Here is a 13,152-nt window from a genome sequence, read left to right as displayed (position 1 = left end):
CCTCTGCAACAGTTTGTATTCCACGCGCGTCCTGTAGTCCGAAGTTTTGCAAAAAATGCAATTAAACCGGATATCGGACATGGACACATGCCATGTCTATGGGAGCCGCGTGCTGACTCAGCAAGACCAGGAATTGGCGCAGGAGGCACCTGAGAACATTATTTGGTCGCAGTGTTCAATTCCACTGCGGCCAGTTTCCAGGTCCACCACCCCTGGCGCTGAAGCACAAAATACCCGCTTGCTTCCGGCAACCCTTCAGCGCGAAACAGCACATTGTCCCAACCACGATAAGACAATTTCATGTCGGGAAGCGCCGAAATGTTCGGTACCTGGGTCACAGTGCTCGCAACCACCGATTGCGTTACACCAGGCTTGCCAGCGCCCAGCATCTCGATAACACCGGCCGGTGTCAGCATCACATCAATCAACGGCCCCGCCAGGCCGCTGACGATCGCGCGCGTTAGTGGCTCCAGTGGATTGCCGTTATCCTGATCGACCCTGTCGTCGTCGCCTTTCCCTGTCATCTGCTGTTTAAAGCTGTTACGCAGTGAAGTGAAATCGACATACGATGAAAACGCCTTGTAATCCCGGCTTTCAACCGCGCTGCGCATCCGATATAGCGTCCAGTGCGGGCTGAAATAACTGGCCATACCCAGTAGGCTGACCAGCGCGACGGCGACGATAACAACTTTTTTCATGATGCTTTCTTATAAGGGATGCGCAGACCAGCACATCGCTGGTGTGACAGTGTCCGCATAGTACATCGGAGAACGACCAGCCTGGGAGGGATTCCGTTTCCGACTTTGTTCGCATTACTCGACGCGAACCGAACGCGGCATGTACTCGTCGACGTATTCCTTGCACACAAAAGTCTTCAATAAGTTGATGATCAATCGGATAGACGTCCAGTGCAGTAAGGCAGTGCCGAATAACAATAATGCGTCGTCAATATTAAACGCAGGACAACCATTTTTACCTGACTGGCTGTCTTAATCGTAGCCGCATTTTCTCCTTTCAGGCAGGAATAAACTGTATAAATGCACAGTCTTTTTCATACTAGCTATTGCCTGTTTCGCTACGGTGGTGAGACGGACAGCCCGGCAAATGGCTGTCTGTTTTATCGTATCCACCTAGCCTCCACACAAGAGTCAGAGCCAGTAATTTGATGGTTCTCAAGATTTCTACCTGGCATTCCCATCACGGTGAAACGCGCGCGTATGATTCGAGGAAATCTGCTTTCTTCGCTTGCCATGACAATCGCAACTTACCAACCGATCCCGCAGCTCTGGGTTGAACCCGTGGGTGATCTCATCCTTGGCCGTATCAGGGGCGTACCGACGCAACAGCTATTGCGCCAATGCCAGGAACAGATTCTCCAGCTCGTTGAAGACCTCGGCCATGGGCGTGTCTTGCTCGACGCCCTCGAGATGGAGCCGCCTTCCGTGGATGTTGTGCTGTCACAGCGCGCACTGGACGAACGACTTGAGAGAGTCCCATTCCGACGGGCGATTGTCGTACCGAACGCAAAGCTCGCCTATCTCGCCCGATTGGCGTTTGGTGAAGGCGACTATCGCGTTTTCTACAATGATATGACTGGCGCCATCATGTGGCTGCATGAAGCCGACGTCAACGCCTTGGGCCCTTGACTGAAGGGCTCTTGCTAGCACCAGAACGTCTTGCGTCCAACGCGCGTGATACCGAGCCTTCGAATTACATTGAGTTGAGCGTAACGGTTAGACGATAAGTCAATCCGTTGAGGCACTACCGTGGACCCGATTAGGGAAGTACGGATGTTAGACTTTCATCGGCAGAATCACCATTTGCAAACTCTCGAAATGCAGCCTGCGCTGAATCGCCAATGCCGCCTGGTTATGCAATAAGCGGGTGAACCAGTTGTCGTGTTCAAAGATCAGTTTGCTGGTGAAGAAAATGGAATTTGGATATTCCTTGTTGATGGTTTCGCATAGCTTGGTTACTTCGTCGACCACATCTGTACCGAATCCCAGATAAGCTGCCGACGCCATATTATGGCTGTGGCAAAAATCGACGAAGAACTTGAGGGTGGCATTCGCTTCGGCGCGTAAGTGTTCGACAGCACCCTCTCCGCCATAAGCATGCGAGTCCACTGTCCGTGCGTTCACAAAAATGAAGTTCTTGAAGTGCCCTGGGAACATGCGCTGCACCCAGAGCAACGCATGCAGGCCACCGCCTCGCGATGAGCCGACGATGAAGATTGCCGTCTGCGCCTCAGGGTCCGGATCAATGGCACCGACATGGCTGCCGAATGGCTGGTTGGCGAACACTTGGTCCACCTGGTGAATCGCATTCTTGGTATCGCGGTAATGGTTGCGGATATAGATGCATAGCGCCGCAATTGCGCCGATGATGACTGCTGCAGCCCAACCGCCTTCGGTGAACTTTTCAACCAGCAATACGCACAGGATACCGGCGCAGATGATAAAGCCGGTCAGCGACAACAACAGGCGACGCATCCAGTATTGCTGGTCGCGATGGCGCCACCAGTACAGGCATAAACCGAAAAGCGAAATGGCGAAGGTGAGGAACACCGATACCGAATACAACACGACTAGCAGCGTGACGCTGCCGCCGGTCCAGAACAGGATCGCAAGCGCCGCGATGCCCATCACGAGGATACCGTTTTGCGTGACAAGGCGGGTCGAGAGGTAACGGAATTTGTGCGGAACCCAGGAATCCGCCGCCATATTCGACAACACCGCCGGTCCACCGAGGAAACCGGTATTAGCCGCAACGAACAGCAGACCCGCCTCGAACGCCAGTACCAGGGTCAAGGCAATCTGATTGCTCCAGGCGCTGAAGCCGAGGCTTTCAATGATGGCGCGAAAGGTAGATGCATTCAGCGTCTGCCCTTCAACCGGCTTGGCATCCCACAAGAGATAAAGCAGGATGATGCCGCTGGCTGTGAAAGCGAGCGATAATGCCATGTAGATCATAGTCATCTTGCCGGTGTGCACGCGCGGTTCGGCAAGAATATTAACGTTGTTCGATACTGCTTCCAGGCCGGTATAAGTGCCGCCGCCCTGCGAATAAGCCAGCAGCAGCATGCCGGCCACACTGATCCAGCCAATGTTGTCGGCCAGTGAAGTCGTTTCCGACAAAGTGCTCGGTATCAGTGACGGCAGGTAGGATGCATGGGCGAATATGCCGTAGACGATCAACGCAAAATGCGTAACCACAAACCCAAGGAAGATCGGCAACAGGATGCGGATGGCTTCCTTCATGCCGCGCAGGTTAAGGATGATTAACAGGCCGATGAAGAAAGCTTCGGCAGGTAATTTGTAGGGATGGAATCCGAGCGGCAACAGGGATGCAAGCGCTTCCACGCCAGCCGCGACAGAGATCGCCACGGTGAGGACATAGTCAAGGATCAGCGCGCAACCGGCTATAAGACCGAGATAAGGGCCGACCAGGATGGAAGCGACCCGGTAACCGCCGCCGCCTGTCGGGAACAACTCAATCACCTGGTTGTATGCCAGCGCAATAATGAATACGGTGATGGCCGTGGCGAGCGCCATGTAAAGGCCAAGATGACTGTGCTCGCCAAGGGCCCGGAAAGTTTCTTCTGGTCCGTATGCGGACGACGATAATCCATCCGCCCCCAGACCGACCCAGGCAAGAAAGGCGACCAGGGCAAGCGAGTGGCGGGTCTCGCTCTTCATTGGGTCTAATGCTTTGCCGAGGACGATCTCGCGGATTTTGGCGGACTTCATTAATATAATGCGAGGTAATGAACAGGAAGTAGGCGATGATACGCCTTTCGATTCCGATATGACAATGTAATCGGGCAGCATCCGTGTTGCTCGATTGCTGCAAATCGGCGATAATAGCGGTCGCGTTGCCGAGATGGCGGAATAGGTAGACGCACGGGACTCAAAATCCCGCGCTGGAGACAGCGTGCCGGTTCGATTCCGGCTCTCGGCACCAATCGTAAGCAGTATAAATACGCACCCTCAGAGGTGCGTTTTTTATTTTGGAAACTGTTTTTGTGCATTGTTGTTCTTGATGTTCAAACCTTTCGCCTTCAATTGGCAAGCAGATAATCCATTCTCGCTGCACCATGACTCGCTCCACGATGACGCGAGACTGGGTAACCGCCGGTTATACTAATGTGGATGGCGGTTGTACAGCGCCAGCACTTGTGGTTTCACTCATAGCCCTGGTACGCCCCATACAGTCAACGTCATGCCCTTTTCTCTCGACAATCTGCTGGTCGTAGGTATTTCTTCCCGTGCATTATTTGACCTGGAAGCAGAAGAAACGATCTTTCGTACGCAGGGGCTCGAGGCTTACAGGAAACATCAGATCGATCATGAGAATGAAATCCTGAAACTTGGTTCAGGCTTTGCGCTTGTCAGAGCGCTGCTTAAGCTGAACATGCTGGTACATAACCAACGTTTCGTGGAAGTCGTCATCATGTCACGCAATTCTTCTGAGACGTCGATGCGGATTTTTAATTCAATCCGTCATTATGATCTTGACATCACACGTGCGGTGTTGTCAGGAGGAGCGCCGCTGGCACCCTATTTGCACGCATTTAATGTCAGCCTGTTCCTGTCGTTGCATGAGGACGATGTGCAGGCGGCAATCAATTCCGGTGTAGCGTCCGCCCTGCTCTATCAGAAACCGGAAAACGCGTTCGAAGAACTTGATCAGATCCGCATTGCCTTCGATGGCGACGCGGTGATTTTCTCGGATGAATCGGAACTGATTTACCAGACGCAAGGCATCGAGGCCTTTGAAGATCATGAACGCGAGAACGCGCTCAAGCCTTTGCCGGAAGGTCCGTTTGCGCGCTTGCTCAAGGCCCTGTCGTATATCCAGAATAATTTCACCTCACCCGATGGTCGCTCCGGACCCATCAGAACTGCGCTGGTCACCGCACGTTCCTCGCCCGCTCATGAACGCGTTATCCGGACGCTGCGTGCATGGAATGTCGCGATTGATGAAACATTCTTCATGGGCGGCGTCGCGAAATCCGATGTGCTGGCCGCATTCAAACCGCATATTTTCTTTGATGATCAGCTCGCGCATTGCGATCGTGCCGCGCCGCTGGTGCAGACTGGTCGCGTCCCGTTGAAGAAGCTGCTTGAGCAGACGCGCAGCGAACAGTAGTTCCGGTTCTTGCTGCCTCTGAATTACCCGAGGGGCGGCATCTCGCCTCATCTGCGGGTTTGCATCCGCTCGACTTGTACCGCCCGTAATAAATAAGCCAATAGAAAAGCCGCTCCCCCTTTTGGAAGAACGGCTTTCTTATGTGCGCTCTTGCTTTGATAGGCGCTCCTGATTTTCAGGAGCGCCTCGCGGATTAACGCTCGGCCACGGCATCCATGACGCACAGCGCTGTCATGTTGACGATACGACGAACCGTTGCCGACGGTGTCAGCACGTGAACCGGTTTGGAACAGCCGAGCAGGATCGGGCCAATGGCGATGCCGTTGCCGGCAGCGGTTTTCAGCAGATTGTACGAAATGTTGGCCGCGTCGATATTCGGCAGCACCAGCAGATTGGCGTCACGCTTGAGCGGCGAATCCGGCATCACGGTTTTCAGGAGAACTGGATCCAGAGCGGTGTCGCCGTGCATTTCGCCATCGGCTTCCAGATCCGGCGCACGTTCGCGGATGATCTCGAGCGCCGCACGCATCTTGCGGGCCGATTCGCTGTTGCTGGTGCCGAAATTGGAATGCGACAGCAGCGCGGCGCGCGGCAACAGGCCGAAACGACGCATTTCCTCCGCGGCCAGGATGGTGATCTCGGCAAGCTGTTCGGCCGTCGGGTTTTCATTGACGTGCGTGTCTACCATCGCAACCTGGCGATCCGGGAGGATCAGCGCATTCATCGCGGCGTAGACATTGACGCCTTCGCGCTTGCCGAGCACCTGGTCAATATAATGCAGGTGCAGCGCAGTGGTGCCGAAGGTGCCGCAGATCATGCCATCGGCCGCGCCCTTATGGATCATCATCGCGCCGATCAAGGTATGGCGGCGGCGCATTTCCAGTTTTGCGTACTGCTCGGTCACACCCTTGCGACGGGTCATCGCAAGGTATTCCTGCCAGAACTCACGATAACGCTCGTCGTATTCAGGATTGATCGTTTCGAAATCCACTTCCGGCCGCATGCGCAAGCCAAACTTCTCGATGCGCTGCGCCAGCACGGCGGGACGGCCGACGAGAATGGGCTGTGCCAGCTTTTCGTCGATCACGACCTGCACCGCACGCAGCACACGCTCTTCTTCGCCTTCGGCAAACACGATGCGTTTGCGGGCCGCCGGTGCCTTCTTCGCGATCTGGAAGATCGGCTTCATGAAGGTGCCGCTGCGGTAGACGAATTGCTGCAGGCTGTCGATATACGCCTGCATGTCCTGGATCGGGCGCGAAGCGACACCGGACTCTTCCGCCGCCTTGGCGACTGCCGGCGCGATCTTGATCATCAGGCGCGGGTCGAAAGGTTTCGGAATCAGGTATTCCGGGCCGAACGACAGGTTGCTGATGCCGTAGGCCGTAGCAACGATATCGGATTGCTCGGCCTGCGCCAGGTCGGCAATCGCATGCACCACCGCGATTTCCATTTCACGCGTAATGGTGGTCGCGCCGCAGTCGAGTGCGCCGCGGAAAATATACGGGAAGCACAGGACGTTGTTGACCTGGTTGGGATAGTCGGAACGACCGGTCGCGATGACGGCATCGTTGCGCACCGCCTTGACTTCTTCAGGCAGGATTTCCGGTGTCGGGTTGGCCAGGGCCAGGATCAGCGGACGCGCCTTCATTCTGGCGACCATTTCAGGCTTCAGCACGCCGCCGGCGGACAGGCCGAGGAAAATATCGGCATCCGGGATCACGTCGGACAATGTACGTGCGCTGGTCTCCTGCGCGAAACGCTCCTTGTCAGGATCCATTAGTTCGGTACGGCCTTTATAGACCACGCCGGCAAGGTCGGTAACAAAAATATTTTCGATCGGGAAGCCGAGGTCGACGATCAGGTCTAGACAGGCCAGGGCAGCTGCACCTGCTCCGGAGACGACAAGTTTGCAATTCTTGATGTCCTTGCCGACGACCTTGAGGCCGTTGAGGATGGCTGCACCGACGATAATGGCGGTGCCATGCTGGTCGTCGTGGAAGACCGGAATCTTCATGCGGTCACGCAGTTTGCGCTCGATGTAGAAGCACTCGGGCGCCTTGATGTCTTCAAGATTGACACCGCCAAAGGTGGGTTCCAGCGCGGCGATGATGTCGCACAGCTTGTCCGGGTCGGTCTCGTTGATTTCAATGTCGAACACGTCAATGCCGGCGAACTTCTTGAACAGCACGCCCTTGCCTTCCATGACCGGCTTGGAGGCCAGCGGGCCAATATTGCCAAGGCCGAGTACCGCGGTACCGTTGGTGATGACCGCAACGAGGTTGCCGCGCGCGGTGTATTTGAAGGCATTGGCCGGATCGATGACGATCTCTTCGCAAGCCGCAGCCACGCCCGGGGAATAAGCCAGTGCCAGATCGCGCTGGTTGGTCAGCTGCTTGGTCGGTGTGACACTGATCTTTCCGGGGGTCGGGAATTCATGGTACTCGAGTGCAGCCTGCCGTAATTGCTGGCGAAGCGCTTCTTTTTGATCCGTCGATGATTCCATGATGTGGCCTTCCTTTTTAGCTTGCGGAAAGCGTCTGATTTTATCAGAGGGAATAGTCACAAATCATACGTATTTGTCCTAGTTAAGTTGACGTTTGGTACCAGAATCGCGAGGTTTCCTGTTTGAACCGAAAAACTATCAGATTCATATAAACAATCAATTTTCTTTATTTAATGTAAAAAACTATTATCTTCTTCAAGTTGATTCATTTTATAAATCAAACAGACAAAGGAGTAAACCATGGCAACGCAACAGGATTTCGTCACCGTGAAGAACCTCGAAGCCGCTTTTGCGGGCGAGTCGATGGCGCACATCAAATACCGTTACTTCGCCAAGCTGGCACGCGAGGCCGGTGCGGACGATGTGGCCAGGATCTTTGAAGAGACCGCGGACCAGGAAGTCATGCACGCATTCGGCCACCTGGACCTGCTGTATCCAAAAGCAAAGCTCACTCCGGCCAAGGCGCTTGAAATCGCGATCGAAGGGGAAACCTATGAATATACCGAGATGTACCCGCAGTTCCGGCATCTTGCGGTCCAGGAAGGCAATGCAGCAGCCGTGGCCGAATTCGACGAGCAGATCGCGGAGTCGAAGGAGCATGCCGACGCTTTCCGCCGCACGCTGGAGATGGCTGCGAAGCGCTTTGCCGCACTGGCAAAGGTAGAAGAGCGCCACGCCAACAATTACCGCAAGGTGCTGGCCGCGACGACGGAGTGACGGGCCGGCAACGGTTCCCGGACGGTAGTGATCTTCGCATCGCATCATCAATCAAACTTTAGAATCAGAGAGGACTTGCATGAAAACCTATCAATGCATCGTTTGCGGCTTTATCTATGACGAAGCGGCAGGCTTGCCCGAAGAAGGCATCGCCCCCGGCACGAAATGGGATGACATTCCCGCCGACTGGGAATGCCCGGATTGCGGCGTGGCGAAAGCCGACTTCGACATGGTTGCCATCTAATCGAACTGCAGCGCGAGGAAAGCATGACACCCACGATCATCATCGGCACAGGTATGGCGGGCTATACACTGGCACGTGAATTTCGCAAGCTGGACAAGACCAGGCCGCTACTTATCCTGACTGCCGACGATGGCGGTTTTTATTCCAAGCCGATGCTGTCAAACGCCTTTGCGCAAGGCAAATCGGCGGTGCAGCTGATCACGCAGACTGCAGCGAACATGGCTGGTCAGCTCAACGTCACCATCATGACCGGAACACGTGTCCACACCATTGATACCGGTTCCAGGACAGTTAACACGTCGAGCGCGTCGTTTGAGTACGACAAGCTGATCCTTGCGGTCGGTGCCCAGCCGATACGTCTTGCGATAGAAGGCGATGGCGCCGAGGACGTGCGCTCAGTCAACCACGTCGAGGATTATCAGCAATTCCGTGACGCGATCGACCGCACCGGCGAATCCACCCGGGTAACCATCCTTGGGGCAGGACTGATAGGCTGCGAGTTTGCCGATGACCTTGCCGGCGCCGGACATCGCGTGACGCTGGTCGACCCCAATCCGTTACCACTGGCCGCGCTGGCCGCACCTGCGCTGTCACGCGGACTGCAGTCCGCACTCATGCAGCGCGGAGTCAATCTGCAGCTTGGCACGGCAGCCTCACGTATCGACCGGGCCGCGGAATCGCTGCGTGTAACACTGGCCTCGGGTGCTGTTCTGGATGCGGATATCGTGCTGTCAGCGGTTGGCTTGCGCCCGGACCTCCGACTGGCGCAAGCTGCCGGCCTGGCGACAAACCGCGGCATCCTGGTTGACCGGTACGGCAGGACGAGCGATCCCGCTGTGTATGCATTGGGTGACTGCACCGAGTATCTGGTCAGCGACGGCCGTCCCCAGACTCTGCCCTATATTGCACCATTGATGACCGCCGCACGCGCCATTGCCCGCACGCTGACCGGCGACGCGACCGCGATCGACATCAAGGCAGCACCCGTCATCGTCAAGACGCCATCCTTTCCGCTCGCACTGGTGCCGCCACCCGTTGGCCACACCAATGGTGGATGGCATGAGACACGGGATGGAGAACGCATCGTCTGCCGCTACTTCGACCATGAGGGCATCCTGCTCGGCTTCGGCGTGGCACCGCAGGAAGCGAGCGTGCGTCAGGGCTTGCTGGCCGAACTCGGCACCGCGAGCCTGAGCGCCGCATAGTGGGCCAGCTTGAACTGGAACGTTCAGCGGAAAGACGCCACGCGCCGCTTTGCGGCGCATTTTCCGTGGCATCCCGATTCCAGCCTCGGCCCCATTCCTTCTGTACAATTCCGGGATGCTGTCCGAATTTGATCTTATCGCCCGGTATTTCACCCGTCCCTCTCGTCGCCCGGCGGACGCCGTTGCGCTTGGCATCGGCGACGACTGCGCACTGGTCACGCCTAGGGTCGGAATGCAACTGGCGATTTCTTCGGACATGCTGGTTGAAGGCCGGCATTTTTTTGCCGGCGCCGAACCTCGCCAGCTTGGTCACAAGTGCCTGGCCGTCAATCTCTCCGATCTGGCTGCCATGGGAGCAACACCACTGGCATTTACCCTTGCGCTATCCCTTCCCGCCGCCGAGCCGGCGTGGCTGCAGCCTTTCTCTGCCGGTTTACTGGCGCTGGCCGATGAGCATGGATGCGAGCTGATTGGTGGAGATACCACCAAAGGGCCGTTGAATATCTGCATCACGGTATTCGGCGAAGTGCCGCCCGGACAAGCACTACGCCGGGATGCCGCACGCGAAGGGGACGATATCTGGATTTCCGGAACACTCGGTGATGCCCGCCTTGCGCTGGCCGGATACCGTCATGAAATTCCGCTGGAACAAGCGTCGCTGGATCAGGCTGCAACCCGGATGCACGCACCTACACCTCGCGTGGCACTCGGCACCGCCCTGCGTGGCATCGCCCATGCGGCGATCGACATTTCTGACGGACTTGCCGGCGATCTGGGACATATCCTGACGAAATCAGCGGTTGGCGCAACGCTTGCGGTCGACCTCCTTCCGGCAGGCCCGGTGCTTGCGCAACAGGCGCTTGACTTGCGGCGGCGCTTCACGCTGGCCGGTGGAGATGACTACGAATTGTGTTTTACCGCCCCCGCTGCGTGCCGCGATGCCGTTCTTGCGGCCGGCCACCTGGCAAACATAGCCGTCACCCGGGTCGGGCGCATCGAATCCACACCGGGCTTGCGCCTGGTGGATGCCGACGGTGCCGCGCTGACATTGCAAGCTACTTCCTTCGACCATTTCGCCTCGCCATGACCCCTCTGGAATCCGGGCGCACCGCCTACATCACCAAGCCGACCGCCCGCTTCATGCTGTCCCATCCGGCGCATGTGCTGGCCCAGGGGTTTGGCAGCGGATTGTCGCCTATCTTGCCGGGCACCACCGGCACCTTGCTCGGCTGGCTGCTGTTTAATGTGCTGTCCGCTAGGTGGCCGACCGTATTTACGGTGACCGGCTGGACGGTGGCAATTGTCGCCGGCTTTATTATCGGGATCTGGGCATGCGACAAGACCGGAAAGGACATGGGCATTTCCGACCACGGCAGCATGGTGTGGGATGAAATCATCGCCTTCTGGCTGGTGATGTTGCTGCTGGCGCCCGCGACATTGTCGACCCAGGTCTGGGCTTTCCTCTGGTTCCGTTTTTTCGACATGGTGAAGCCGGCACCGATCCGTTACTTCGACCGGCATGTCAAGGGAGGATTCGGGGTGATGTTGGATGACATCCTGGCGGCGTTTTATACGCTGCTGCTGTTCGCCGTCTGGCGCACAATTTAATGTTGACCGCAGCCGGGAATCCTGTTTGACGCCTGAATGCGTTACCTGAACTTGCCGTATCCAAAAAAATCGCGGTCCGAAGACCGCGAAAGCTCGAATCTGCACACCGCTGCTCAAACAAGCCGCCTGATCGCTCAATCCGGCAACGCTTGTTCGACTTCATTGTGCGCGATATGCACACCCTGTTTGTTGAGATAGATCACACCGCAGTCGCCAAGCGCGTAGTCCGTTCATAAGGAGGAAGCGCGGGTGCATCGCGAATTGCAGGCTTTGCATGCGCGATGTTTTGTTGAATTCAATTGCAAGGAAGATCAGATGATGAATGACATCATGGCGTTGGCGGCGCACGCAGGATGGGCGCTGCAGGAAAAAGGGTTGATGCTGGCAACGGCCGAATCGTGTACCGGCGGCGGTGTAGCACAAGCAGTGACGGATATCGCCGGTTCTTCGACATGGTTTGAACGAGGCTTCGTGACGTATTCCAACGCGGCGAAGAACGAGATGCTTGGCGTCCCTGCCACATTGATCGAGCAACACGGTGCGGTCAGCGAAGAGGTCGCAGCAGCCATGGCATCGGGCGCACTGTCCAATAGTCACGCGCAAATTGCGCTATCGACCACCGGCATTGCCGGACCGGGAGGCGCCGTACCAGGCAAGCCGGTCGGCACCGTATGCTTTGGCTGGGCACATGACGGCAAGATCTATACCGAACGCCATGTTTTTCCAGGCGATCGCCAATCGGTAAGAGAGCAAACCGTGCGCCATGCGCTGGAGGGCTTGTTGCGAATGCTGGGAATGCTGGAGCAGACTTGATGGGCGCTAAGACGCTGAACGAAAACGATTGATATCGTCGCGCGTCGCTTGCGCAACACGCCGTGCAGCCTTGACCCAGTCCTCGCCAGCCGCTTCATCCGGCTTCGCATACAGGATGGCGCGCGAGGAATTGATCATCATCCCCAGCCCCGCAGCTGTGCGCCCGGCCTTGACTGTCGCTTCGACATCGCCGCCCTGTGCGCCAACGCCGGGAACCAGCAAGGGCATGTCACCAACGATGCGGCGAACCTGCGCCAGTTCATCGGGAAAGGTCGCGCCGACCACCAATCCGCACTGGCCATTGGTATTCCATTTATCGGCAACCAGTTGCGCCACGTGCTGGTAGACCGGCCTGCCGCCGGCATTCAGAAATTGCAGGTCGGAGCCACCTGGGTTGGACGTGCGGCACAGGATGATGGCGCTGCGGTCTTTCCATTCCAGGTAAGGCGCAACCGAATCGAATCCCATGTAGGGATTGACGGTTACCGCGTCGGCGCCATAGCGCTCGAAGGCCTCGCGGGCGTACTGCTCGGCAGTCGCGCCGATGTCGCCGCGCTTGGCGTCGAGCACGATGGGAATGCGCGGATAAGTTTCGCGGAGGTAGTCGCACAACGCTTCGAGCTGGTCTTCCGCGCGCAATGCCGCGAAATAAGCGATCTGCGGTTTAAAGGCGCAGGCCAGATCAGCGGTCGCATCGATGATTTCCTTACAGAACGCATAGATCGGATCGGGGCGGGTCTTGACCGTCGAAGGGAATTTGTTGATGTCAGGGTCGAGTCCCACGCAGAGCAGGGAGTTGTTGGCCGCCCAGGCGGCGCTCAGCTTTTCGATGAATTTCACGGCAGGCATCGGAGTAAGAAGGAATAGCCCTACATTGTAACTTGCCATCCAGGCGGCCCGGCATGATA

The 13,152-nt window shown here is 56.9% G+C and carries 12 protein-coding genes and 1 tRNA gene; 9 read left to right on the top strand and 4 right to left on the bottom strand.

Going from position 1 to position 13,152, the window contains the following annotated elements:
* Positions 1–158: 158 nt before the first annotated feature.
* Complete coding sequence (locus ASE07_RS04860) at positions 159–698, bottom strand: DUF2939 domain-containing protein (RefSeq protein ID WP_057289679.1); 540 nt, start codon at positions 696–698, stop codon at positions 159–161.
* Positions 699–1,250: 552 nt separating this feature from the next.
* On the opposite strand from ASE07_RS04860, the gene ASE07_RS04855 reads away from it, so the two are divergent.
* On the top strand, positions 1,251–1,646 hold the full coding sequence (locus ASE07_RS04855; RefSeq protein WP_156396395.1) for a hypothetical protein: 396 nt from the start codon (positions 1,251–1,253) through the stop codon (positions 1,644–1,646).
* Positions 1,647–1,793: 147 nt separating this feature from the next.
* On the opposite strand, the gene ASE07_RS04850 is transcribed toward ASE07_RS04855, so the two are convergent.
* On the bottom strand, positions 1,794–3,749 hold the full coding sequence (locus ASE07_RS04850) for an APC family permease (protein ID WP_057289677.1): 1,956 nt from the start codon (positions 3,747–3,749) through the stop codon (positions 1,794–1,796).
* A 127-nt stretch (positions 3,750–3,876) separates the two neighbouring features.
* Here ASE07_RS04850 and ASE07_RS04845 point away from each other — a divergent pair.
* Together ASE07_RS04845 and ASE07_RS04840 are read left to right on the top strand one after the other, a co-directional pair.
* Positions 3,877–3,963, top strand: a tRNA-Leu gene (locus ASE07_RS04845).
* Between the two features lie 258 nt (positions 3,964–4,221).
* Positions 4,222–5,151, top strand: a complete 930-nt coding sequence (locus tag ASE07_RS04840) for a 5'-nucleotidase (protein WP_057289676.1) — start codon at positions 4,222–4,224, stop codon at positions 5,149–5,151.
* Between the two features lie 193 nt (positions 5,152–5,344).
* Here ASE07_RS04840 and ASE07_RS04835 read toward each other — a convergent pair whose 3' ends face one another.
* Positions 5,345–7,657: an NADP-dependent malic enzyme gene (locus ASE07_RS04835; RefSeq protein WP_057289675.1), complete on the bottom strand. Its 2,313-nt coding sequence runs from the start codon at positions 7,655–7,657 to the stop codon at positions 5,345–5,347.
* Between the two features lie 240 nt (positions 7,658–7,897).
* Here ASE07_RS04835 and ASE07_RS04830 point away from each other — a divergent pair, with 240 nt between their 5' ends.
* The 6 genes from ASE07_RS04830 (at position 7,898) to ASE07_RS04805 (ending at position 12,244) form a co-directional block, all read left to right on the top strand.
* Positions 7,898–8,374, top strand: a complete 477-nt coding sequence (locus ASE07_RS04830; RefSeq protein ID WP_057289674.1) for a rubrerythrin family protein — start codon at positions 7,898–7,900, stop codon at positions 8,372–8,374.
* 79 nt (positions 8,375–8,453) lie between these two features.
* Positions 8,454–8,618 carry a rubredoxin gene (locus ASE07_RS04825; RefSeq protein ID WP_057289673.1) on the top strand — a complete coding sequence of 55 codons (165 nt, stop codon included), beginning with the start codon at positions 8,454–8,456 and terminating at the stop codon, positions 8,616–8,618.
* A gap of 23 nt (positions 8,619–8,641) precedes the next feature.
* On the top strand, positions 8,642–9,823 hold the full coding sequence (locus ASE07_RS04820; protein ID WP_057289672.1) for an FAD-dependent oxidoreductase: 1,182 nt from the start codon (positions 8,642–8,644) through the stop codon (positions 9,821–9,823).
* 115 nt (positions 9,824–9,938) lie between these two features.
* Complete coding sequence (gene thiL, locus ASE07_RS04815; RefSeq protein ID WP_057289722.1) at positions 9,939–10,910, top strand: thiamine-phosphate kinase; 972 nt, start codon at positions 9,939–9,941, stop codon at positions 10,908–10,910.
* A complete protein-coding gene (locus ASE07_RS04810; RefSeq protein WP_057289671.1) occupies positions 10,907–11,431 on the top strand; it encodes a phosphatidylglycerophosphatase A family protein in 525 nt (174 codons plus the stop codon). Before thiL ends, ASE07_RS04810 begins: the two co-directional genes overlap by 4 nt.
* A 318-nt stretch (positions 11,432–11,749) precedes the next feature.
* Positions 11,750–12,244: a CinA family protein gene (locus ASE07_RS04805; RefSeq protein ID WP_057289721.1), complete on the top strand. Its 495-nt coding sequence runs from the start codon at positions 11,750–11,752 to the stop codon at positions 12,242–12,244.
* 6 nt (positions 12,245–12,250) lie between these two features.
* Here ASE07_RS04805 and pyrF read toward each other — a convergent pair whose 3' ends face one another.
* On the bottom strand, positions 12,251–13,084 hold the full coding sequence (pyrF, locus tag ASE07_RS04800; protein WP_057289720.1) for an orotidine-5'-phosphate decarboxylase: 834 nt from the start codon (positions 13,082–13,084) through the stop codon (positions 12,251–12,253).
* Positions 13,085–13,152: the final 68 nt, after the last annotated feature.

The sequence above is a fragment of the Noviherbaspirillum sp. Root189 genome (genome assembly GCF_001428545.1).
GTDB lineage: Bacteria > Pseudomonadota > Gammaproteobacteria > Burkholderiales > Burkholderiaceae_D > Noviherbaspirillum.
The sequence above is the reverse complement of the archived record's forward strand: the minus strand, read 5'-3'. Positions and strand labels throughout refer to the sequence as shown.